The 23,104-nt window shown below is 66.5% G+C and carries 15 protein-coding genes; 12 read left to right on the forward strand and 3 right to left on the reverse strand.

The genetic code is table 11. From position 1 onward, the window contains the following. The first annotated feature begins 129 nt into the window (after positions 1 to 129). The 5 genes from OXG33_10470 (at position 130) to OXG33_10490 (ending at position 9,392) form a co-directional block, all read left to right on the forward strand. A complete protein-coding gene (locus OXG33_10470; GenBank protein MCY4114346.1) occupies positions 130 to 1,293 on the forward strand; it encodes a family 10 glycosylhydrolase in 1,164 nt (387 codons plus the stop codon). 244 nt (positions 1,294 to 1,537) lie between these two features. Beyond that, complete coding sequence (locus OXG33_10475; protein MCY4114347.1) at positions 1,538 to 3,577, forward strand: ABC transporter substrate-binding protein; 2,040 nt, start codon at positions 1,538 to 1,540, stop codon at positions 3,575 to 3,577. Between the two features lie 321 nt (positions 3,578 to 3,898). Then, positions 3,899 to 5,944 carry an ABC transporter substrate-binding protein gene (locus OXG33_10480; protein ID MCY4114348.1) on the forward strand — a complete coding sequence of 682 codons (2,046 nt, stop codon included), beginning with the start codon at positions 3,899 to 3,901 and terminating at the stop codon, positions 5,942 to 5,944. A gap of 432 nt (positions 5,945 to 6,376) precedes the next feature. After that, positions 6,377 to 8,437, forward strand: coding sequence for an ABC transporter substrate-binding protein (locus OXG33_10485; protein MCY4114349.1), 2,061 nt, complete (start codon positions 6,377 to 6,379; stop codon positions 8,435 to 8,437). A 184-nt stretch (positions 8,438 to 8,621) separates the two neighbouring features. After that, complete coding sequence (locus tag OXG33_10490) at positions 8,622 to 9,392, forward strand: fumarylacetoacetate hydrolase family protein (protein MCY4114350.1); 771 nt, start codon at positions 8,622 to 8,624, stop codon at positions 9,390 to 9,392. 57 nt (positions 9,393 to 9,449) lie between these two features. On the opposite strand, the gene OXG33_10495 is transcribed toward OXG33_10490, so the two are convergent. Then, positions 9,450 to 10,199, reverse strand: a complete 750-nt coding sequence (locus OXG33_10495) for a phytanoyl-CoA dioxygenase family protein (GenBank protein MCY4114351.1) — start codon at positions 10,197 to 10,199, stop codon at positions 9,450 to 9,452. A 274-nt stretch (positions 10,200 to 10,473) separates the two neighbouring features. On the opposite strand from OXG33_10495, the gene phnA reads away from it, so the two are divergent. The 6 genes from phnA (at position 10,474) to OXG33_10525 (ending at position 20,513) form a co-directional block, all read left to right on the forward strand. Next, a complete protein-coding gene (gene phnA, locus OXG33_10500; protein ID MCY4114352.1) occupies positions 10,474 to 11,670 on the forward strand; it encodes a phosphonoacetate hydrolase in 1,197 nt (398 codons plus the stop codon). 61 nt (positions 11,671 to 11,731) lie between these two features. Next, positions 11,732 to 13,504 (forward strand): ABC transporter ATP-binding protein, encoded by a 1,773-nt coding sequence (locus OXG33_10505; protein ID MCY4114353.1) that lies wholly within the window; start codon positions 11,732 to 11,734, stop codon positions 13,502 to 13,504. Beyond that, positions 13,501 to 15,291, forward strand: coding sequence for an ABC transporter ATP-binding protein (locus tag OXG33_10510; GenBank protein MCY4114354.1), 1,791 nt, complete (start codon positions 13,501 to 13,503; stop codon positions 15,289 to 15,291). Before OXG33_10505 ends, OXG33_10510 begins: the two co-directional genes overlap by 4 nt. Positions 15,292 to 15,404: 113 nt before the next feature. Further along, a complete protein-coding gene (locus tag OXG33_10515; GenBank protein MCY4114355.1) occupies positions 15,405 to 17,162 on the forward strand; it encodes an ABC transporter ATP-binding protein in 1,758 nt (585 codons plus the stop codon). Next, complete coding sequence (locus OXG33_10520) at positions 17,159 to 18,955, forward strand: ABC transporter ATP-binding protein (GenBank protein MCY4114356.1); 1,797 nt, start codon at positions 17,159 to 17,161, stop codon at positions 18,953 to 18,955. The genes OXG33_10515 and OXG33_10520 overlap by 4 nt, the downstream gene beginning before the upstream one ends. Positions 18,956 to 19,067: 112 nt before the next feature. Then, on the forward strand, positions 19,068 to 20,513 hold the full coding sequence (locus tag OXG33_10525; GenBank protein ID MCY4114357.1) for a hypothetical protein: 1,446 nt from the start codon (positions 19,068 to 19,070) through the stop codon (positions 20,511 to 20,513). A 38-nt stretch (positions 20,514 to 20,551) separates the two neighbouring features. Here the strand turns inward: OXG33_10525 and OXG33_10530 are convergent, their stop codons facing one another. Further along, positions 20,552 to 21,232 carry a creatininase family protein gene (locus OXG33_10530; GenBank protein MCY4114358.1) on the reverse strand — a complete coding sequence of 227 codons (681 nt, stop codon included), beginning with the start codon at positions 21,230 to 21,232 and terminating at the stop codon, positions 20,552 to 20,554. 142 nt (positions 21,233 to 21,374) lie between these two features. Here OXG33_10530 and OXG33_10535 point away from each other — a divergent pair, with 142 nt between their 5' ends. Then, positions 21,375 to 22,049 carry an RraA family protein gene (locus OXG33_10535; protein MCY4114359.1) on the forward strand — a complete coding sequence of 225 codons (675 nt, stop codon included), beginning with the start codon at positions 21,375 to 21,377 and terminating at the stop codon, positions 22,047 to 22,049. A gap of 13 nt (positions 22,050 to 22,062) precedes the next feature. On the opposite strand, the gene OXG33_10540 is transcribed toward OXG33_10535, so the two are convergent. Beyond that, the gene (locus OXG33_10540) at positions 22,063 to 22,941 is read right to left on the reverse strand and encodes a sugar ABC transporter permease (GenBank protein ID MCY4114360.1); all 879 of its coding nucleotides are present in this window, start codon (positions 22,939 to 22,941) and stop codon (positions 22,063 to 22,065) included. Between the last annotated feature and the right edge of the window lie 163 nt (positions 22,942 to 23,104).

Consider the following 23,104-nt stretch of genomic DNA (forward strand, 5'->3'; position numbering starts at 1 on the left):
GGTCCCGGTGGCCGTACCTCCGCGGAGCGGCGCAAGGCTGAGCCTCACGCTATCGGCTGAACCCGGGCGCCCGACGATCTCAACTGGGAGGATGTGGCGCCACGAGGCAGCGTGCTAGCGTGCGCCCCCATGGTCGACATCGAATTTGTGGATCCTGGTGCCGCGGCGTCCACGTGCGCCGCAGCCGGCGTACGGAAGCTTGCCTACTACGCCCAGGGCGTGCTGAACGGCCACGCCTGGGTCGCCTGTGAGCGTCCGCCCGGTTCGGACCGCATCGAATTTGGTGCGCCGGAGCCGACTGAACCTAGCGCGGCGCTGCTCAAGCGCCGCATCGACGAGGCCCACGCGGCCGGCCTGCGAGTCGATGCCTACAGCATTCTCGGCCTTGCCGGCGTCTGGGCGGGATCGCGCCACCAGGTGCCGCGCGTCATTGAACCTGTTGGTCGAGTGCCGCGATTTGCCGTCGAGCACCCCGAATTCATGTCCAAGGCCCGTGACGGCCGTAGCTGGCTCGACTGGGACGTCGGTGAGCCGGTGCTGGGCTACGACGTGGGCTATCTAGCTCTGGCGCACCCCGAAGTGCGGGCCTATGCGCGCCGCGAGCTGGTGGCCTTCGCCCGGGACTTCGGGGCCGACGGGGTGCAGCTGGAGTTCCTGCCCGTGCTTGCGGCCGGCGAGAGCGTGTGGCCGTTGGGATACGACGACCCGGCGCTTGCCGAGTACCGCCGGCGGTTTGGCGTGGATCCGCGATCGCGGCCCGCGGACGACCCGGCCTGGGCGCGGCTGCGGGCGGAATATGTGACGCAATTCTTTCGGGAGCTGCGCCGCGACCTCGAAGCCTTGGGGCGGCCGGTGGAGGTCGCGGCGGCCACCGAGGGCATATGGGCCCGACCCGACGAGGCCTACAAGCTCGGCCTGGACTGGCCGGCGTGGGTCGAGGAGGGCCTGGTCGACGCAATCAATCCGCGCTTCTTTCTCAACGACCCGCTCTATCCGCCAAGCGACCCATCAAGCGAGGCGGGCTCCTGGCTCGCCGATATCGATCGCATCGAGCGCGAGGTGGCCACCGTGCGCGGCGTGGTTGGCAATCGATGTCGGGTGTGTGCCACGGCGATTGCGTCGAACGCGCCCGCGAATGAGCCCGTGTCGGTCCTCGTCGAGCGAATCGTCGCCGCCGCTCGGGCCATGGTCGCGTCGGGATCCGACGGTTTTGGGATCTACACCGACGCGCGCGTCACCGGCGACGACGCCTTCTGGTCCGGTCTCAGACGCATCCACCAAGGCCGGTTCTAGCAGGCGGCGCGAGGTCGGGCGCCGTGCGGCGGCCCGCCGTCTTCCGCATCGGGCCTTCTCGCCCATGGACGGCTGATGTAGAAGGGCTGCCGTGACTTCGGGTATTCTCACCGGTCGCGGCGTTGCCCAAATGTATGGATAATGCGCCGCTGGAAAGCCGCCGCCGCGGGTGGTCCGCGGAGCGGTGGTACCGCCATGTCGGTGGCAAGGGGAGGTTTGTATGAAGCATGTTGCGGGGCGTGTCATGACCCGCCGCAATCTGTTGCGCGGTGCGTCCGCCGGCCTATTCGGGGCCGCCGGCGCGGCCGTGCTGGCCGCGTGTGGCGAGGCGCAAGTCGTCGAAAAAATCGTCACGCAGGAAGTGATCCGCGAGGTCCCGGTTGAGACCGTCGTCACCAGGGAAGTGGTGAAGGAGGTCCCGGTCGAGTCCGTGGTCACGAAGGAAGTCGTCAAGGAAGTCGCGGTCGAAAAGATCGTGACGCAGGAAGTGATCAAGGAAGTCGTCAAGGAAGTCGAAGTCGTCAAGGAAGTCCCGAAGGAAGTCGTCAAGGAAGTCGAAGTCATCAAGGAAGTTCCGAAGGAAGTCGTCAAGGAAGTCCTCGTCACGAAGGAAGTCGAGGTCATCAAGGAAGTCACGGCCGAGATGATGATCCCGGAGGGTCCGCTCAGCGGCGAAGTGCTGACGCTGAGCGCCAGCCGCGCCAACACCCAGGACATCTTCACGCAGTTGCGCCAGGTCAGCAGCACGCAGGCCTTCGTCACTGACTACGTCTTCATGCCCCTGTGGTATGGCGACACGTGGGGCATGGGCGAGACGCCGGCGATGACCGGTCAGTGGGCGCCGGGCGTGGCCAACGGCTGGGAAGAGGTCGAGCGCAACCGCGTCTACAACTTCACGCTCAATCCCGACGTGGGCTGGCATGACGGCGCACCGTTGACCGTCAGCGACGTGCTGTTCGGCATCGAGATGGCGTTCGACACGAACTACAACAACAACAAGCACAAGCAGGATTGGGGCGACATCGCCGGCGCCAGGGCCTGGGGCGACAACCCGACCGACAGCGCCGAGGACATCGAGGGCATCTCCGTCATCGACGAGATGACGATCCAGGTTGCGCTCGAGAAAGAGGACCCGGACTGGTGGGCGGCGGGGAGCAAGATCTTCCCCATGGCGCGCCACCACTACGCGGGCCTGGACAAGGCGATCGCGACCGAGGCGCGGGCCACGAGCCTGCTCGGCAACGGCCCGATGATCTGGGAGCGCTACGTCACCCAGCAGTTCGCCGACTTGACGGCGAACAAGAGCTACGCCTACGGCGCGCCGTATGTGGATGACTACATCGTGCGCTACGGCGACGGCGAGGCGCTGAACGCGGCCACCGAGGCCAACGAGCAGCCCAACCCGATCGACTTCCATCGCGCGGCTGGCGGCTCACGGACCGAGGCCTTCGCGCGGCTGGCGGCACAGCCGCACCTGCGGCCGTTCCCGCAGCGCTCGCCGTTCGGCGGGCACGTGTTCTTCAACCAGACCGCCGAGATCTTTGCGGACATGACCCTCGAGCAGCAATCGCTGGTGATCGAGGCCATGGTGCGCGCGGTCGACCGCGAGACGATGAACAACGAGCTGTACGGCGGCACGCTGTTCATCTCCGACTACATCTTCGAGCACATCGCGCTGTTGCAGGACCCGCCGGAAGGCACCTTCCGCGACCTGTCCTACGACCCCGACGAGGCCCGGGCCCTGCTCGAAGAGGCCCAGTGGGACTCGGAGAAGGAGATCAAGTGGATCAAGTGGGGACCGCCGTCTGCCGCGGACCTGGCGCTCAAGGACTACTGGGCCCAGGTTGGCGTCAAGACCGAGTTCCTGCTGGTCGACGGTTCAGCCGTGATCGAGAAGCTGTACCAAGAGCGCGTGCACGACATGGTCATGGCGAACATGGGCGGCGGCCAGAACGCCTTGGACGCGTGCCTGCGCGTGTGCAGTGACAAGGTGTACGAGCTCGGTGGGTGGAACCACTCGAACATCAACCGCCCGTGGATCGACGAGATGTACGCGGCGGTGTTCGCGGCTGAGTCACAGGAAGAGAAGCGCGAAGTCTGGCTGGAGCTGGCCGCCCGGTTGCACTCCAAGGGCAACATGGTGGCCGGTCTGCTGTGGCGCGGTTCGCTGCTGAACCTGTACCACCGCCGAGTCCAGGGCGCCTTCTGGATGCAGCACTACGCCATTCCGGTTCGGTCCCCGATCAACCAGGTGTGGATCGACCCGTACTGGGAAGAGCGGTAGCGCTCACCGCGATGCCCCTGCCCTGAGCAGCGGCACCCGCGGACAGCGAAGAGCCGGCGGTCATTCGACCGCCGGCTCGTCGGCGTCTTGGCGATGTGCGGCTTCCCACGGACGCGCCGGGGACCGAAAGAGTCGGGGGATAGCCACCGACACGCGCGTCATTTCCGGTGAAGAAAATTTGCCCGCCCATAGTTGATTCGGTTAATCTCTCGCCCCGCGGCGTGGCCGGGAAGATGCAAGGCGCGCCGCCCCGATACCTTTCGCCGCGGAGCGTTCGCCTAGCGGTGCGCCGCCGCCAGGACGGCGGCAGGGGAGGCTGGCATGAAGGATGTTGCGGGACGGGTCATGACCCGTCGGAATCTGTTGCGCGGTGCGTCCGCTGGCCTCGTCGGAGCGGCCGGCGCGGCGGTGCTGGCCGCATGTGGCGAGGCGCAGGTCGTCGAAAAAATCGTCACGCAGGAAGTGATCAAAGAGGTTCCGGTTGAGACCGTCGTCACCAGGGAAGTGGTGAAGGAGGTCCCGGTCGAGTCCGTGGTCACGAAGGAAGTCGTCAAGGAAGTCGCGGTCGAAAAGATCGTGACGCAGGAAGTGATCAAGGAAGTCGTCAAGGAAGTCGAAGTCGTCAAGGAAGTCCCGAAGGAAGTCGTCAAGGAAGTCGAAGTCATCAAGGAAGTTCCGAAGGAAGTCGTGGTCGAGAAGGTCGTGACCAAGGAAGTCGTCGTCGAGAAGATCGTGACCGCGGAGATGATGATTCCGGAGGGCCCGCTCAGCGGCGGCACGCTGCGGCACAGCGCCGGCGGCGGCAACACCCAGGACATCTTCAACCCGCTCAAGCAGGTCAGCAGCTCGCAGGCCTACATCACCGACTACGTGTTCCTGCCGTTGTGGTATGGCGACACCTGGGGCCCGGGTGACACGCCGGCCATGACGGGCGAATGGGACGTGGCTGTGGCCAACCGCTGGGACGAGGTCGAGCGAGGCCGCGTCTACAACTTCCACATCAATCCGGACGTCAAGTGGCACGACGGCCTGCCGGTGACGGCGGACGACGTGTTGTTCGGCGCCAAGTTGGGCCTGGACAAGAACTACGGCTCGGGCATGCACAAAAAGGCCTGGGGCCGAATCGAGGGCGCCGAGGCCTGGGGCGAGAACCCCACGGACAACGTGGAGGACGTTCCCGGTCTGGCGAAGCTGGACGAGATGACCGTGCAGGTCTCAATCGACCGGCCCGATTCCGCCTGGTGGGCGAGCCGCGACTGGCACCTGCCGCCGATGGCCCAGCACCACTACGCTGGTCTGGAACCGGCGACAGCGCTCGAGACGCGCGCCACGCACCTTCTGGGCAACGGCCCGATGATTTGGAACCGCTACGTCTCCCAGCAGTTCGCCGACATGGCGGGGAACAAGGACTTCGCCTACGGCGCGCCGTACGTGGACGACTACGTCGTGCGCTACGGTGACCGGACCGCCTTGGACGCGGCCATGGAGGCTGGCGAGCAGGACTTCCACCGCGGGAGCAATATCGAGGCCTTCCAGCGCCTCGCGTCGTTGGCGCACCTGCGGCCGTTCCCGCAGCGCTCGCCATTCGGCGGGCACGTGTTCTTCAACCAGACCGCCGAGATCTTCTCGGACATGACCCTCGAGCAGCAGTCGCTGATGATCGAGGCCATGGTGCGGGCGGTGGACCGGGACACGATCAACAACGAGCTCCACGCGGGCACGCTGTTCATCTCGGACTACATCTTCGAGCACGTGGCGCTGATGCAGGATCCGCCCGAGGGCACCTTCCGCGCCCTGCCCTACGACCCGGACGCGGCGCGCGCTCTGGTCGAGGAGGCCCAGTGGGACTCCGAGAAGGAGATTCAGTGGATCAAGTGGGGGCCGCCGTCGCCGACGGACCTGGCGCTGAAGAACTACTGGGAGCAGGTGGGCATCAAGGTTGAGTTCTTCCTGGTCGATGGCTCGGCGGTGATCGAGAAGCTGTACCAGGAGCGGGTCCACGACCTGGTCCTCGCCAACATGGGCGGCGACCAGTCGGTGGTGGACGCGTGCCTGCGCGTGTGCAGCGACCGGGTGTACGAGCTCGGTGGCTGGAACCACTCGAACATCAACCGCCCGTGGATCGACGAGGCGTACGCCGACATGTTCGCGGCGGAGAACAACGAGGCGCTGCGCGAGCGATGGATCGAATTCGCGACGCGACTCCACTCCAAGGGCAACATGGTGGCCGGGCTGCTATGGCGAGGCTCGCTGCGGAACCTGTATCACAGGCGTCTGCAGGGCGCGTTCTACATGCAGTTCTACGCCATGCCGGTGCACTCGCCGATCGAGCGGGTGTGGCTGGACGACTACTGGGAAGAACGGTAGCGCCTACCGCGATGCCGCCGCACCGCGCGGCGGCATGAGCCCAGATCGAGGAGCCGGCGGTCATTTGACCGCCGGCTCTTCGGCGTCTCGCAAGTACAGGGTGCCCCATGCACGTGCCGGCAGCTGGCCGCTTCGCGACCCACAGACGCGCGCGTCATCATCGGCGACGCCTCCTGGTGCGGTCGCCGCATCCACGAGGGCCGTTTCCGGACACGGGGCCGTGCCACGTCGACGCCTGCGGTTCGGGCTCATGTGGTCCAGGCCGCCCGGCCGAGGAAAAACGGATCCATTCGCGCGCCTCTCTTGGTTTGGGTTAGGCTTTTGCCCCGCGGCGTGGCCGGGATGATGCAAGGCGCGCCGCCCCGATACAGGCGCCGCGGAACATCCGCCTAGCGGTGCGCCGCCGCCAAGTCGGCGGCAGGGGAGGTTTGCATGAAGCATGTTGCAGGACGGGTCATGACCCGTCGGAATCTGTTGCGCGGGGCGTCCGCCGGCCTATTCGGGGCCGCCGGCGCGGCCGTGCTGGCCGCGTGTGGCGAGGCGCAAGTCGTCGAAAAAATCGTCACGCAGGAAGTGATCCGCGAGGTCCCGGTTGAGACCGTCGTCACCAGGGAAGTGGTGAAGGAGGTCCCGGTCGAGTCCGTGGTCACGAAGGAAGTCGTCAAGGAAGTCGCGGTCGAAAAGATCGTGACGCAGGAAGTGATCAAGGAAGTCGTCAAGGAAGTCGAAGTCGTCAAGGAAGTCCCGAAGGAAGTCGTCAAGGAAGTCGAAGTCATCAAGGAAGTTCCGAAGGAAGTCGTCAAGGAAGTCCTCGTCACGAAGGAAGTCGAGGTCATCAAGGAAGTCACGGCCGAGATGATGATCCCGGAGGGGCCGCTCAGCGGCGGCACGCTGACGCTCAGCGCCAGCCGCGCCAACACGCAGGACATCTTTACTCCGCTGCGGGCCGTCAGCAGCACGCAGGGATTCGTGTTTGGCTACGTCTATGAGCCGCTGTGGATTGGCGACACCTGGGGCATGGGCGAGACGCCGCAGATGACGGGTAACTGGGACGCGGCTCTGGCCAACAGCTGGGAGGAAGTTGAGCAGGACCGGTCCTACATCTTCCATCTCAACCCGGACATCTGGTGGCACGACCGAACGCGGGTGGTCGACGCCGACGACATCCTGTTCGGCATGGAGATGGCGTTTGACCCGGCCTACAACAACAACAAGCACAAGACGGCCTGGGGCGACATCGAGGGTGTCAAGGCTTGGGCGGAGAACCCGACCGAGAGCATCACGGACGCCTCGGGCGTGACCAAGATCGACGAGATGACGGTCCAGATCGCGATTGAGAGGCCCGACAACAACTGGTGGGCGTCCGGCAGCAAGGTCTTTGCGATGCCGCGGCACCACTTCGCGGGTCTGGACAAGGCGATCGCGACGGAAGCGCGAGCCGTTGACCTCTTGGGCAACGGTCCGATGATCTTCGAGCGCTACGTCACCCAGCAGTTCGCCGACCTCACGGCGAACAAGGACTGGGCCTACGGCGCGCCGTATGTGGACGACTACGTCGTGCGCTACGGCGACGGCGCGGCGCTGGACGCGGCCACCGAGGCGAACGAGCAGCCAAACCCGATCGACTTCCACCGTGCGGCGGGCGGCATCGAGGCCTTCTCGCGACTGGCGGCCCAGGCGCACCTGCGGCCGTTCCCGCAGCGCTCACCGTTCGCGTCCGGCGTGTTCCTCAACCAGACGGCGGAAATCTTCGACGACATGACCCTCGAGCAGCAGTCGTTGCTGATCGAGGCCATGGTGCTGGCAGTGGACCGCGAGCAGTTGAACAACGAGCTGCACGGCGGCACGCGGTTCATCTCGGACTACATCTTCGAGCACGTGGCGCTGCTGTCGGATCCGCCCGACGGCACCTTCCGCGACCTGTCCTACAACCCGGACGCCGCACGTGAGTTGCTGGCGGAGGCGAACTGGGACAACAACAAGGTCATCAAGTGGATGCGCTGGCGAGCGCCGGCGCCGCGTGATCTGGCGATCAAGGCCTACTGGGACGAGGTCGGAATCCAGACCGAGTTCCTGATCATCGACGGCTCCGCCGTGATCGAGAAGCTCTACCAGGAGCGGGTGCACGATCTGGTGTTCGCCAACATGGGCGGCGACCAGAACCCCGTGGACGCGTGCCTGCGGATCTGCAGCGACCGGCTGTATGAGCTGGGTGGCTGGAACCACTCGAACATCAACCGGCCGTGGATCGACGAGGCCTACGCGGCGGTCCTCGGCGCGGCTAACGCCGAAGAGCGGCGCGAAGTGTGGCTGGAGATGGCAACGCGGTTGCACGCGCGCGGTGAGATGGTCTACGGCCAGTTCTCGCGCGGGTCGCTGCTGAACCTGTACCACCGCCGGGTGAAGGGCGCGTTCTGGATGCAGAACTACGCCATTCCCGTGCGGTCGCCGATCAACCTGGTGTGGATCGACCCGTACTGGGAAGAGCGGTAGCGCCCACCGCGATGCCCCTGCCCCGAGCAGCGGCACTCGCGGACAGCGAAGAGCCGGCGGTCACTCGACCGCCGGCTCTTCGGCGTATTCCGGCGATTGTGACGCGCCCCGGATTGCCGCCTCGATCACCGGCATCATGGATAATCGCGGCACTGTTTCCCGCGCCGGCTGACGGCGCGGCGCGATGAAGGAACCTGGCGACATGCACTTGGTGCGCTACGAACTCGACGGCAGCATCCGGCACGGCATCCTGGAAGACGGCTCGATTTCCGAGATCGAGGGCGACTTCTTCGGCGACCGCCAGCGCACCGGCGCGGTGGTGGCGCTCGACGCGGTTACGCTCAAGTCTCCGACCGCGCCGTCAAAGGTCATCAACGCCGCCGGCAACTACGAGAGCCACATGGCCGGCGCGCCCAAGCCGCCACGACCTAAGCCGTTCCTGGCGCCCAGCACCTCCGTCACCGACCCCGGCGCCAACGTCGTCATGCCGCGCGAGACGCCGGTGTCCTATGAAGGCGAAATGGCCGTCGTCATCAGCAAGCGCGGCCGTCACATTGCCGAAGACGAGGTCTCGGACTACATCCTTGGCGTGTGCTGCGCCAATGACGTCAGCGCCTATGAGTGGGTCGGCGCCGACAGTGATTGGTTTCGCGGCAAGGGCACGGACACGTTCTCGCCCTTCGGTCCGTGGATCACCCCCGGCCTCGACTACCGCGACCTCCAGCTCATCACGCGCGTCAACGGCGAGGTGGTCGAGGACACCCGAACCACCAAGATGTTCTACGGCGTCGACGAGCTGGTCAGTTTCGTCTCGCGCTACATGACCGTCGAGCCGGGCGATGTCTTCTTCACCGGCACCTCGGGCGAAAGCACGCCGCTCAATGACGGCGACGTGGTGGAGGTCGAGGTCGAAGGCAACGGCGTCCTCAGCAACACCTTCGTGCTGGCAACTTAGCGGACCTGCTCGGGCCGCCGGCTGGTCTCCGCCGGCTGCCCGGACCGCCGCTTTGGGCTAGTCCGTGAGTCCCATCAGGGCGCGTCGCCGTGGGTCTGCCTGGCTTGCGATGTAGGCATCGGTGGACTTCATCTCGTCGTGGGATGCGAACTCCACCTGCGACGGCTTGAAGAGCAGCCAGATCACCCGGCGCGGCCGGTCTGATTCGTTCGGCGTGTTCGTGTGCCAGAGGTTCGTGTTGTTCAGCAGACAGGCGCCCGCCGGTCCGGTGGCGTGCACCATTCCGGGAAGCAGGCGCGGCTGGCCATCGTGGTTGGCCCACGGCGGCGGCGGCTCCGAGCTCAGGTGACTTCCGGGAAGGAAGGCGGTCGCGCCATTGTGCTCGGTGATGTCGTCCAGGAAGTAAGTGAGACGGAGGTACGGTCCACCGTCGCGATGCCAAAGCGTCGCCGCCCGTGAACGCGGCGCCCGGTGGTTCCCCGTCGCATCGCAGCACAGCGTCGCGTCGTGTCCCAGCGCGGCTTGGACGATCGGCAGCACGGTGGGCAGGTCCATGAGGTCCTCGAAGACCGGGTTTAGTTCGAACAGGCGGTTGATGTCGATGGATCCCGATCCCGGAAGCGACGTCCGCCGATAGTCCTCCACGGCCGTCGGCACGTTGGCGTGGTCGTGGAAGAGCCCGTCCAGGCGTTTTCGAACCCGTGCGAGGTGAGAGGGAGCAAGGGCCTGCGGCACGAGCGTGAAGCCGGTGAATTCCAGGCGCTTGAGGTGCAGCGACACGGCGTGAATCTCGGGCACCGGCTCCATCGCTGCACTCCATCGAGGACGGTTCACCCCACCGGCGCCACGAGAATAGCGCTGGATCACCGAGCGGCCGCGAAGAAGCTGCTTCGTACTCGAAGTTAAACCCCGAACATGCCAAGAAACTCCACCGCAACGACGCTGGTCGCACCCGTGCAGTGGTCAGGTGTAGGGGCGCTTCGCGAAGCGCCCGTGCCCCAGATCAGCTTGGCGGCGGGACCGCCGGCTGATGCCGCCCGTAGACTGGCCTTGAACCCGACTGCCGAACGCGAGGCTGCCGTTGCCTGAGACCCAACCGCCCGTCGTCGTCATCTGCGCCGACGGCGCCGACCCGGCGTATGTGGACGCGGCCATCGACCACGGGTGCATGCCCACGCTCGCACGCTTTCAGCGTGAGGGCGCGTACCACCTCGTCCCAGCGGCGATTCCGTCGTTCACGAACCCCAACAACATGACCATCGTCACCGGCCGGCTGCCCGCCGCGCACGGCATTTCCGGCAACTACTTCTACGACGCCAAGCGCGAGGTGGAAGTAATGATGGATCACCCGCGCTTTCTGCGCTGCGACTCGCTCTTCGCCCGATACGGCCGGGAAGGCCGCCGCGTGGCCGCCATCACGGCCAAGGACAAGCTGCGCACCATGCTGGCCACCGGCTGGCGCGGCATCTGCTTCTCCGGCGAGCTGGCGCACGCAACGAACGAGGCCGAGCACGGCATCGCGGGAGTCACCCGGCGCATGGGGCAAAACAATCCCGACATCTACTCCGGCCGCATGAGCGACTTCGTCATGGCCTGCGGCGTCTACCTGGTGCGGGAGCGCCTGGCCGACCTGTGCTATCTCTCGCTAACGGACTTCGTGCAGCACACCTACGCGCCCGGATCACCCGAAGCCGACGCCTTCTATACGTCGCTCGACCACCGCCTCGCCGAGCTCGACGCGCTCGGGGCCGCGATCCTGCTGACCGCCGACCACGGCATGAACGACAAATGCCATCCCGACGGCACGCCCAACATCGTCTATCTGGAAACGCTGCTGGACGGGGCGGTGCCCGGGCCGTTCCGGGTGGTGCTGCCGGTCACCGATCCGCACGTGACGCACCACGCGGGCCTCGGGTCGTTTGCCACCGTCTACCTCCCGCCCGACCAGGTGGATGCGGCGATCGCGCGTCTGCGCGACGACCCGCGCATAGACGACGCCCTGCCCCGCAGCGAGGCTGCGAGCAAGTATGAACTGCCGGCCGACCGCATCGGCAGCGTCGTCCTCCTCAGCGACCGCGGATCCGTCCTGGGTCGAGCGCCCGGCGCACACGATCTATCGGTCCTGAGCGCCTCTCGCCTCCGTTCCCACGGCGGCCTGCACGAAGTAACCGTGCCATTCGCGTCGAATCGCCGGCTGACACCTGAAGTTGAAGCGCGAGCGGCCACGCTGCGCAACGCCGACGCTTTCCCGGTCGCAACGGACGGGCTGCAAACCTAGGCGGGCGCTCACCGCGTGCGTCCCGGCGGCGGTCGTGGCACTCTCGAATGAGGGAGGCACGATGAGCGACGCAGCGTCGGCCCAATCGCCCGGCACCGTCTGGCTCCTGGGCCGCCTGGCCGCCTACTTGAGACCGCACTGGCGCTGGCAGGCGGCGGCGATCCTGGCGTCGGTGCTCGTTGTGGCCACTTTCCTACCCTTCCCCTGGCTCACCAAGATCCTCATCGACGACGTCGTGGGGGCCGGAAACCTGGACCTGCTCGGTCCGGCGGCCGCGGGCATGGTTGCGGCCGCCGTGGCCACGGCCGCTCTCCTTCTGGGGTCCAACTATCTGTTCACCACCGCCGGCGAGCAGGCGATCAACGACCTCCGCACGCGCCTGATGGACCACACGCTGCGGCTGCCGCTCTCCTATTTCCGTCGTCAACGGACCGGCGAGGTCGTGGCCCACTTCACCACCGACTCCGTCGCGGTCACGGGCGTCTATCGCGCGGCATTTGGCGCCGGCCCGGCCGCCGTGATCGAACTGGCCGCCATGCTGCTGGTGATCGGGCTCATCGACTGGCGCCTTGTCCTGGTGTCTCTTGGCGTCATTCCGCTCCAAGCGACTCTGCCCGCGCTGCTCGGCCGCCCGCAACGCCGGGCGGCCGAGCGACAGCAAACGGCCATGGCCGCGCTTGGCGGGCTATCCACCGAGCTGGTCGCCGGCGCCCGCGAGATCAGGGCCTTTAGCCGGCAGGGCTGGGCGGCGAGCCGTCTGGCAGACGATCTGCGCCGGCTGTTCAGCGCTCGCCTGCGTGTGGCGGCATTGCGGCAAACTCGACTCTTCGTCGTCCTCACCAATGAGCTGATTCGGGTGGCGATCTTTGCGGTCCTGGCTGGGGCCGTCCTTGGCGGTGAGATGAAGCTTGGCGTGGTGTTCGCGCTGGCCCAGTACATGGCGTATTTGATTGGGCCGGCATACGCGCTGATGGGCGCTTACGCCGAGACCCAGCACGCCCTGGGCGCTGCGGGACGGCTGTTCGCGTTCCTCGACGCGCCCACGGAGGCGGCGAAACCGGACGCCGCGCGCGGCCTGGCGGACATCCGTGGCGAGATCGACTTCGAGCGCGTCAACGCCGCCTACGAGAGCGGCACGCCCGTGATCCAAGACGTGAGCTTCACGGCGCCCGCCGGTCGGACCACGGCCTTGGTCGGTCCCAGCGGCTCCGGCAAGACCACCATCGCGAACCTGCTGCTGCGCTTTCTGGAGCCGCAAGGCGGACGCATCCTCGTCGACCGACATGACCTGGCCACGGTCACCGCGGCCGAGTGGCGGCGCCACGTGGGCGTCGTGTTCCAGGACCCTGTGCTCTTCGCGGGCACGGTGGCCGACAACATCAGGTTTGGCCGCGACGACATTTCGGAAGCGCGGGTCGTCGAGGCGGCCACCATCGCGAACGCGCACGATTTCATCACCGCCATGCCGCAGGGCTACGCGACCCAGATTGGCGAACGTGGTTTGCGGCTCTCCGGCGGGCAGGCGCAGCGCATCGCGACTGCCCGGGCCATCGCCGCCGACCCACGCGTCATCGTCCTCGACGAGGCCACCTCAGCGCTCGACGCCGAGGCTGAACGGCTAGTGCAATCGGCTTTGGAGCGGGCCGCCGAGGACCGCACCATTCTGGTGATCGCGCACCGGCTGGCGACCGTGCGCGGCGCCGACTGCATCGTCGTAATGGACGCGGGCAAGGTCGTGGATACGGGTCGGCACGACGAGCTCTACGGCCGTTGTGATCTCTACCGCGAGCTCTGCGACCTGCAGATGACTTCCACCGGCACGGTGAATCCATGAGCGCGCCGGCAGCCGCGATGGCCCCGAGTGCGGCCGCCGGGGCCCCGGGCGCCTGGTCCACGTTCCGGCGCCTGCTGAGCTATGCCCGTCCGTTCTGGTTAATCGGCGTGCTCGCCACGGCGGCGGCGGCTGCTGCTGCGGTGTTTGTGCTCGCCCGTCCCTGGCTCTTCAAGCTGCTGGTCGACGATGTCTTCGGTCAGGGCAATGAGTCGATGCTCGCGCCAGTGCTTGTCGCCATGTTCACGCTGGAGGTGGTCGTTGCCGGGCTGGGATACGCCGCCGAGTACGGTTATGCCCGCGTGGGCGAACGCGCCATGAACCTCTTGCGGACGGGCATCCTGCACCACGCGCATCGCCTGCCCTTGATCAGCTTGCGTCGGTATCGGACCGGCGAAGTGGTGGCGCACTTCACCTCCGACGCCACCGCCATTGGCGGGGTCTACCAGCAGGTGTTCTCGAACGGCGCTCTTTCGAGCCTTCGGGTGGTGGGTGTGGTGGCCATCATTTTCGCGGTGGACTGGCGCTTCGGCCTTCTCGCCGCGGCCCTCATTCCGTTCTACGCCTTCCTGCCGGTGCTCATGCAAGGCAGGGTGCAAGGCGCCAGCCAGCGCGTCCAGGAGGCCATGGCCGATCTGTCGGCGCTGCTCACCGAGTTCGTTGGCGGCGCCCGCGACCTCAAGGCCTTCAATCGCGAGGATTGGGCCGGCCGGCGGCTGCGCGTCGCGGCGCGCCGCCTCTGGCGGGGACGCCTGCGCCTGGTCGTGGTGCGAGGTGTTGCCTTGGTCCAGTCGGTCGTCTATTGGGGCTCTTTGGCGGCGATCTGGGTCGTGCTGGCCCGCCCGGCGGTCGAGGGCCAGATCACGCTGGGACTCGTAATGGCGCTGAGCCTTTACTTCCTGATGCTCGAAGCGCCGTCGCGCCTCATCGTGTCCTCATACGTCGAGATCCAGACGGCTCTGGGAGCTGCGCGTCGCGTCTTCGCCTTCCTGGACACGCCTGAAGAGCCAAGCGGGGCCGCGGCCACGTCGCCCCCGATCCGGGACGGTGAGGTGCGCTTCGAGCGTGTCACCTTCGGCTACGCCGATGACCAGCCGGTCTTGCGCGAGGTCAGCTTCCACGCGGTGCCCGGCACTACCCTGGCGGTCGTGGGACCGAGTGGCGCCGGCAAGACGACGCTGATCAACCTGCTGCTCCGCTTTGTCGATCCGGCATCTGGTCGCGTCACCGTTGACGGGCACGACACCGGCGCGGTTGATCCCGCGGCGCTGCGCGGATCGTTCGGAGTCGTGTTCCAGGACCCCATGCTGTTCGAGGGCGGCATCGGCGAGAACATTCGCTTCGGCCGTGAGGAGCTAACCGATGCGCAGGTCGAGCGCGCGGCCGTCATTGCCAACGCGCACGACTTCATCACCGCCAGCGAGCATGGCTACGCCACCCGCATCGGCGAACGCGGCCTGCGGCTTTCGGGTGGCCAGGCGCAGCGGGTGGCAATTGCCCGCGCCATTGCCGCCGACCCGCGCATCCTCGTTCTCGACGAGGCCACGTCGGCGCTGGACGCCGAGTCCGAACGCCTGGCGCAGGAAGCGCTCGAGCGCGCCGCCGCGGGCCGTACGACCATCGTCATCGCCCACCGGCTGGCCACCGTGCGCCGCGCGGATTCAATCGTCGTTCTCGACGAAGGCCGGGTGCTCGATATCGGCCGGCATGAGGAGCTCTACGTGCGGTGCGATCTCTACCGGCGGCTCTGCGACTTGCAGTTTCTAGAGCCGGACACAGGCACGGCATAGCCCGCGTCATCTGCTAATCTCTCGCTCCGCCGTGTCGGGCACGCCGCGAAAACGGCCGACGCAGACTTTTGGTGCGGTCTTGCTTGACCGCCCTGGCGGCCTGAGCGACTCACATGGAAGCCCCACCACCCAGCACCGCGACGACCGTCCGTCGCCTGGCCGCCTACTTGCGGCCGCATTGGCGTGCGCAGGCGGGCGCCATCGCCGCCTCCTTGCTGGCGGTGAGCGCCGAGGTTCCGGTCCCGTTGCTCACCAAGGCGCTCGTCGACGACGTGGCGATTGCCGGCAAGCTGGAGTTGCTGCCGCCGGTGCTGGCGGCCCTGGGGATTCTGGCGGTGTTGACGGCGGCCCTCTCCATTCTCAGCCGCTATCTCTTCACGCGCGCGGGCGCCCGCGCCGTCAACGTGCTGCGGGCGCATCTCATGCGGCACTTGTTTCGCCTGCCGCTGACGTATTTCCGGCGGCACCGTCGGGGCGAGGTCGTTACGCATTTCACGTCGGACGCGGAGGCCGTCCTGACCGCATACCAAGAGTCATACGGTCAAGGAATCGCGTCGGCAATACAGCTCGTCATCGTAGTCGCGGCAATTGCCGTCTTCGACTGGCGATTTGGGGTCGCGGCGGCGGCGATCGTTCCTGTCTACATGCTCGTGCCCTGGCTGAACCGGCGTCACCAAGCCCGGGCAAGCCGCCGCATGCAGGACGCCACCGGCCACCTCGGCGGCCTCGCCACGGAACTCGTCGCCGGCACCCGGGATCTCCGGGCATTCAATGCGGAGGCCTGGTCCCTCCAGCGCCTGCGTCTGGGCCTACATGCGATGTTGCGCGCGGGCGTCTACCAGGGGACCGTCCGCGGCTGGTCCTACGCCCTCAATGCCGTGTTTTGGTTGATTCACGCGGGAATCTTCGCCGTGCTGGCCGACGGTATTTTCCAGGGCACGGTCACCATCGGCTTCGCGCTTGCCATGGTTGGCTACTTTGCCTGGCTGGACTTCTCGGTGTTCCCCCTCACCATCGCGTATGTAGAACTTCAGAACGCCGTTGGCGCAGCCGGACGGCTGTTTGGCTTCATCGACACATCGAGTGAGCCGACCACGGACCAGGCCTCATCAAAGCTATCCGTGCCGCGCGGCGAGATTGAGTTTCGCGACGTCAGCGTGGCCTTCGCGTCTGGCCCAAACGTGCTTGAGGGCGTGTCCTTCACGGTGCCCGCTGGGAAGCTGACGGCCCTCGTCGGTCCCACGGGCGCCGGCAAGTCGACGGCCATCAATGCCCTGCTTGGCTTCGTCCGTCCCCATGAAGGCTCCATCACCATTGACGGGCGCGACATCGCAGAAGCCGGTCCAACGCAGGTGCGGCGCCACGTCGGCGTCGTGTTCCAGGACCCGGCGCTGTTCACGGGATCGATCGCTGAGAACATCAGCTTCGGCCGCGGCGACATCGACCCCGCGCGCGTCAAGGAAGCGGCGCGCATCGCGCGCGCCGCGGAGTTCATCGAGGAGCTGCCGGGGGGCTACGAGACCACGCTCGGCGAACGCGGGCTCGGCTTGTCGGGCGGCCAGGTGCAACGGATCGCCATCGCGCGCGCCATCGCGCCCGACCCCAAAATCCTCGTACTCGACGAGGCAACCTCCTCGCTCGACGCCGAGGCTGAACGCGCCGTGATGGCCGCGATGTCGGCAAGCATGGGCGGGCGCACCACGATCGTGATTGCCCACCGGCTGGCAACCGTACGTCGGGCTAACGAGATCGTCGTGCTCGACGCCGGTCGTGTCGTTGACCGCGGTCGACATGACGAGCTCTACGAGCGGTGCGACTTGTACCGCGATCTTTGCGATCTACAGATGGTGCAGCCGGCGGCCGCCCCATGAGCACTGCGTTGCCAGCCGACCAGGCCGCGCGTCGCGCGACGGCAGAGCTCTCGGATCGCGAGCTGGTGCGACGCTTGTGGGCCTACATGCGGCCCAGCGGCTGGGATTACTCGGTGGCCATTGGGGCGACGCTCGGCAACTCGGTGATCTGGATTGTTCGCCCATGGCTGTTGCACCTCATCATCGACGACGTGTTTGGGCAAGGGAACCGTGGCTTGCTGGTGCCGGTGCTGGTCGCAATCGGCGCCGTTGGCATCGTGACGGCCATCGATGCGACGGTCGGCCACTGGTTCCACGAGCGCGCCGCCCAGGGCGCGATGCTCAGGCTTCGCGCTGACGTTCTACGGCACGCCCAGCGGATGCCGCTCGGCGAAGTCCGCGCCCGCCGGACTGGCGACATCGCAGCACACCTGAGCTCCGACGCCACCGTGATCGCCGGTGTCTTTTTGGATTTCGTCTCGCTGGTGTTCGCCCAGGCGTTCCGTCTGCCGGCGTATCTGGCAATCCTCTTTGCCATCGACTGGCGCCTGGGCGTGATTGCGCTCAGTTCGCTGCCACTTCATGCGCTGATGGCGACGAAGCTTCGCGGCACCACGCGGGCAGCCAGCGGGCGCGTCCAGGATGCTGTCGGGCGGCTGTCTGCCGTGCTTACCGACATGGCCGGGGGAGTGCGCGACATCAAGGCTGCGAACCGCCAAACCTGGGCCGGCGAGCGTGTCGGCACGGAGGCGGATGGGCTCTGGCGGGCCCAAGTCCATCTGTCGCTGTTCAATAGCCTGCGATGGGCGCCAAATGTCGTGTATTGGCTGATCTACATCGCAATCTGGGCCGTTCTCGCCGGCGCCGTGGTGGATGGGGCGGTGCAACTGGGAATGCTCGTGGCGGCCGGCCAGTACATGCTTCAACTCGGTGCACCGGTAGGCAACGCCGTCTCCGATTTCTCCCGCATGCAGATGGCGGCCGGCGCCGCTCGACGCGTCTTTGCGTTCCTCGACGCCGGTCCAGCGCCAATGCCTGCGGCAACAACAACCCGACCTCTAGGTGAACGCGGAGAGATTCGCTTCGAGCGTGTGTCGTTCGCCTATGCCGACGGCGAGCCGGTACTGCGCGACGTGAGCTTTCGCGCCAACCCCGGAGAAACCGTTGCGCTGGTCGGTCCGAGCGGCGCGGGCAAGACGTCGCTCACCAGCCTCTTACTCCGGTTCTACGAGCCGACCGGTGGGAGCATCCGCATTGACGGAACCGACATTGCCGGTGTCGATGCTGCCGCGGTTCGGGCGCGCCTTGGTGTGGTGTTCCAGGACACCGTGCTGTTCGACGGCTCGATCGAGCAGAACATCCGGCTTGGGCGTGACGACCTCGCAAGCGAACGAATGATCGAGGCCGCGACGATTGCCAATGCGCACGACTTCATCACCGACACCGAGGATGGCTACGACACGCACATCGGTGAGCGTGGATTGCGCCTGTCGGGCGGGCAGATCCAGCGCGTGGCCATTGCGCGGGCCATCCTGGGCGACCCGCGCATCCTCATCCTCGACGAGGCCACGTCGTCGCTCGATGCCGAGTCCGAACGGCTGGTGCAGGAAGCGCTCGCGCGCGCGGCCGCCGGTCGAACGACCCTCGTCATCGCTCACCGGCTGGCCACCGTGCGCCGCGCGGATTCAATCGTGGTGCTTGACGAGGGCCGGGTGCTGGATACCGGCCGGCACGAAGACCTCTACGAGCGATGTGGTCTTTACCGCCGGCTCTGCGACTTGCAGTTCCTGCAGCCTGACGCCGCCGCGGACTAGACTAAAGGCTTTAGTGGCCGGGTCGGCGCCGATGCGATCAGCCCACGCGGGCCGGCGGACACTCGCCCTGCGACAATCGAGGTAGGGCACTGAGAGCGAGCGCGAGATTCTGATGCAACCGTTGGAATTCGGCAGCCAGAAGCAGCTATTCATCGACGACGTGGTCATCGACGAGGCTGCCGGCGTCACGCGCAATCTGAATCAACCCGCGAAGTACGTGGGCAATCCGGTCATGATCCCGATCTATCCCTGGGAGGGCCGGCTCGAGCTCTTCGGCACGGTGTGGCGCGAGCCAGACGGCCTTTTCCGGATGTGGTACCAGGGCATGGGCGGGATGGGCGTCGCTCGCATGGGCTTGGACCTGCGGGGCACCCAACTCGAGGACCTCAACTTCGACATGAGGAACCTCCAGTACAGCATTTGCTACGCCACCTCGCACGGCGGCATCCACTGGGAGCGGCCCAATCTGGGCCTGGTCGAGCACAACGGCGCCACCGACAACAACATCGTGATCTCGAACGCGGCGTTTGCCAACGTGATCGAGGACACCCGCGACCCGGATCCAAACCGGCGCTACAAGTCGCTGTTCTTCGAGGATCAGGACTGGGTCGCGCTGGGCCCGCTCCACATCGACCAGGGAGTCTCAGTGGCCTTTTCGCCCGACGGGCTGCGCTGGACGAAGCACCCCGGCAATCCCGTTATCACCAGGTCCAGCGACAGCCACACGCTTCTGGGCTGGGACGACCTGCACGGCTGCTACGTGGCGTACTGTCGACCGACGATGCGCGAGGGAAACATGACCCGCCGTATCGGCCGCTGCGTGAGCGACGACTTCGTGAACTGGACCGACCCCGAAGACGTGCTGGCGCCGGATGAGCAAGACCCTCCCGCGGTGGAGTTCTACGGCATGCCGGTGTTCCGCTATCAGGGCCACTACCTGGGCCTGCTGTACGTCTTTCACACACGGCCCGAAGAGCCCATCCAGCGCAACTTCCGCAACTTCGGCCCCATCGACGTCCAGCTCGCCTCAAGTCGGGACGGGATCAATTGGGACCGGGCCGGCGATCGGCAGCCGTTCATTCCCAACGGCCCGCCGGGCAGCATCGACGCCGGCGAGATATTCGTCGCGCGCGGCCCCGTGGCTGTGGACGACGAGCTGTGGTTCTACTACTCGCCCAGCGCAACGGAGCACGGCGTCACCGGACGCAGCGGACCGATCTGCTTGGCCAAGCTGCGGATGGATGGCTTCGTGTCGGTGGACGGCGGCGACGAGACCGGCACGCTGGTCACCACGGCATTCGTTTGCGACGGCGGTCCACTGACCATCAACGCTTCCGCGCGCGGAGGCCTCGTCGGCGTCGCGGTCCTCGACGAGAGCGGCACCCAGCACCGCGGATACTCCCGGCACGAGTGCGCTCTATTCGACGGCGACTCGATCCGCCACCGGATGACCTGGCAGGAGAAGCGCACGCTGGACGAGCTAAAGGGGCAGCACATCCGCCTCAAGTTCTACCTGCGAAACGCAAAGCTCTTCGCCTTCACCGTCGGCGGGGAGTAGCCGTCTACAAGCCGCGCGCCGCTAGTGCGCGGCGGTTTCTACGCGCCCGATTGCTCCGCCAGCAGTTCGAGCGCACGATCGGCGATGGTGGCCACGATTTCGTCGAACGCCGCCGCGCCCATCTCGCGTGAGGCCGTCTCAACCGGATTCAATCCGAGAATGCCCTGCGCCTCCAGGTCCAGATCGGACCGGACCTTGGTCAGGTCTACGAGCTCCGGGTCCACGTGCCAGAGCACGCTGGTTTCCCATTTTGCTGCGTGGTCGAAGGGATACTCCTCGTCGTCGATCGCCGCGTTGTCGGGCAGAATCCAAAGCGCGATACCCGCCGCCTCGGCGGCCGGGCGTGCGCCCCGCTCCAGCGCGGCCAGGTGGTCGGGGTTTCCGTGGCCGGAGATGATGACCACCACGACGAAGCCCTCCTCCGCCAACTGCGCCACGTACTCGTGCGCCAAGGACTCGAGCGTCCCGGCCGAAATCTCAATGGTGTGACCGAAGCCGGCTTGAGGTTTCATCGTCCCGTGTCCGCAGTACAGCGGCGGCAGCGAGATGGCGCCGATGCGGTCGGCCACGGCGTCGGCGAATGCGGCGGCCTTCAGCCCATCGAGTCCAATCGCCGCGTGATAGCCATGCCACTCCAAGGCGCCCCACGGGAGCACCGCGACGGGCACCTTGGCGCGTATGGCCTCGATTTCATCCGGTCGCAAGCGTTCGTATTTCATGGGGCGTCCTCCGGCTCCGGCGGCGGGCCGGGAGCGTATCAGAACTACGGCATGGAACTGCCAAGCGTCGTACTTGCGCGCCGCCGCCGGCGTGCGTAGGTTCGGGGATTCACCGCACCGCCACCACGATTCGAGCGAAGCCATGACCGAGCTGGATCCGGCGATCCTCGACGGCCTGCTGGAATACGACACCCCGACCATCTGCAACGCGATCGAAGAGATGGAGGTGCGCGACCCGGTCGACGGCTACATGGGCTGGGACGTTCGCTGCATGTATCCGGACCTGGGGCGCATGGTGGGCTATGCCGTGACGGCGACGGGCCGCAGCACCGTGCCTGGCTCGCCGCAGAAAGGCGACGGATTTCCCCAGTGGTTCGAGCTGGTGGAGAAATCTCCCAAGCCGGCGGTGCTCGTGCTGAAGGACGTGGGGCCGGACCGCTACCGCTCGGCCCACTGCGGCGACGTGATGGTCACGATTTCGTTGGCCCTAGGAGCAATTGGACTGGTGACCGACGGCGGCGTGCGCGATTTCGAAACCGTGCATGAGCTTGGCTTTCGCTACTTCGCCTCGGGCCTGGTGGCCGCGCACGGCACGCCCGAGATCGTGCAGGCGGGGCTGGACGTCACCATCAGCGGCACGCTCGTGCGCACCGGCGACATCATCCACGCCGATGTGAACGGGGTCGCCGTGCTGCCGCCGGAACATTGCGCCGAGATCCTGGAGCGCTGCCCCGGCGTGCTCGAGATCGAGGAACGACGACGCGCCCTGGCGAACTCGCCCGGATTCAAGGCGGCGGACCTGCGCAACATGCCCTAGTCGCGCTCGACGGTCAGCCTTCCAGCAGACGCCCGCGTATCCGCAAGAACCAGAACACGAAGAACGCCGTAATCAGCAGGATCATCACGGCGGACGCGGCCGAGATGCCGAAGTTGAAGCCGATGAACGCCTCGCGATAGGTCAGCAGCGGCAGCACCATCGTCGTGTCGCCGGGGCCGCCGCCGGTCGTCAGGAACGGCAGGTCCCAGTTGCGGAACGTGTAGATCGTGTCGAGCAGCAGGATCGTGAGGATCGTGGGTCCCATGGCGGGAAGCGTGATGTGGCGAAAGCGCCGCCAGCGCCCGGCACCGTCGACCGAGGCCGCTTCGTAGTGATCCTTGGGAATGCTCTGCAGGCCGGCCAGCCACATAATCATCGTCAGCGGATAGCCGCCCCATCCGTTGGTGGCGATGAGCGCGGGCATGGCCAGCGTGAAGTCGCCAAACCACTCCGGCGGCGGGCAGCACTCCACGATGCCGAGGCTCCGCAGCATGCTGTTGAATCCCCCGCGATGGTCGAGCAGCAGCACCCAGGTGATGGCGACGACCGCCGGGATGATGAGCCAGGGTGTGATGAAGATGGCGCGAAAGAACGTCCGCAGCGACCCGCGCATGCGCGACGTGAGCAGCAATGCCAGGCCGCCGCCCACGATCTGATGAATGATCAGGCTGGCGACTACGAAGATGATCGAGTTCGCGAGCGCGACCCAAAAGAGCTCTTTCTGAAACAGATCGGCGTAGTTCTCGAAACCGACGAACTGTTCCCCGACGCGCGAGAACAAGTCTTGAAACAAGCTCATGTGAATCATGCGGCCCATGGGGAAGACCATCAGGGCCGCCATCACGATCACTGCCGGGGCGACGAACGCATAGGGAAGCAGCGCCCGTCGCATTGACCCGCGACGCTTCGAGACTGCACCGCTCGATGCGCGCGGCGTTGGCGGGGTTACCGGGTCGGCCATGGCGAACGCTAGGTCCTAAGCGCTCTCGCGCGTGGCTCCCTTGGGGGGCGCGGGCTAAAGCCCGCGCCCCCAAGAGCCGCACTCGCTTTGAAAG

Source organism: Chloroflexota bacterium (assembly GCA_026708035.1).
Taxonomy (GTDB): Bacteria; Chloroflexota; UBA11872; order UBA11872; family UBA11872; genus JAJECS01.

What these genes read in the sequence shown, in the direction of transcription:
- OXG33_10470 (MCY4114346.1), top strand. Translation starts at nt 130, where the DNA reads ATGGTCGACATCGAATTTGTGGATCCTGGTGCCGCGGCGTCCACGTGC.
- OXG33_10475 (MCY4114347.1), top strand. Translation starts at nt 1,538, where the DNA reads ATGACCCGCCGCAATCTGTTGCGCGGTGCGTCCGCCGGCCTATTCGGG.
- OXG33_10480 (MCY4114348.1), top strand. Translation starts at nt 3,899, where the DNA reads ATGAAGGATGTTGCGGGACGGGTCATGACCCGTCGGAATCTGTTGCGC.
- OXG33_10485 (MCY4114349.1), top strand. Translation starts at nt 6,377, where the DNA reads ATGAAGCATGTTGCAGGACGGGTCATGACCCGTCGGAATCTGTTGCGC.
- OXG33_10490 (MCY4114350.1), top strand. Translation starts at nt 8,622, where the DNA reads ATGAAGGAACCTGGCGACATGCACTTGGTGCGCTACGAACTCGACGGC.
- OXG33_10495 (MCY4114351.1), bottom strand. Translation starts at nt 10,199, where the DNA reads ATGGAGCCGGTGCCCGAGATTCACGCCGTGTCGCTGCACCTCAAGCGC.
- OXG33_10505 (MCY4114353.1), top strand. Translation starts at nt 11,732, where the DNA reads ATGAGCGACGCAGCGTCGGCCCAATCGCCCGGCACCGTCTGGCTCCTG.
- OXG33_10510 (MCY4114354.1), top strand. Translation starts at nt 13,501, where the DNA reads ATGAGCGCGCCGGCAGCCGCGATGGCCCCGAGTGCGGCCGCCGGGGCC.
- OXG33_10515 (MCY4114355.1), top strand. Translation starts at nt 15,405, where the DNA reads ATGGAAGCCCCACCACCCAGCACCGCGACGACCGTCCGTCGCCTGGCC.
- OXG33_10520 (MCY4114356.1), top strand. Translation starts at nt 17,159, where the DNA reads ATGAGCACTGCGTTGCCAGCCGACCAGGCCGCGCGTCGCGCGACGGCA.
- OXG33_10525 (MCY4114357.1), top strand. Translation starts at nt 19,068, where the DNA reads ATGCAACCGTTGGAATTCGGCAGCCAGAAGCAGCTATTCATCGACGAC.
- OXG33_10530 (MCY4114358.1), bottom strand. Translation starts at nt 21,232, where the DNA reads ATGAAATACGAACGCTTGCGACCGGATGAAATCGAGGCCATACGCGCC.
- OXG33_10535 (MCY4114359.1), top strand. Translation starts at nt 21,375, where the DNA reads ATGACCGAGCTGGATCCGGCGATCCTCGACGGCCTGCTGGAATACGAC.
- OXG33_10540 (MCY4114360.1), bottom strand. Translation starts at nt 22,941, where the DNA reads ATGCGACGGGCGCTGCTTCCCTATGCGTTCGTCGCCCCGGCAGTGATC.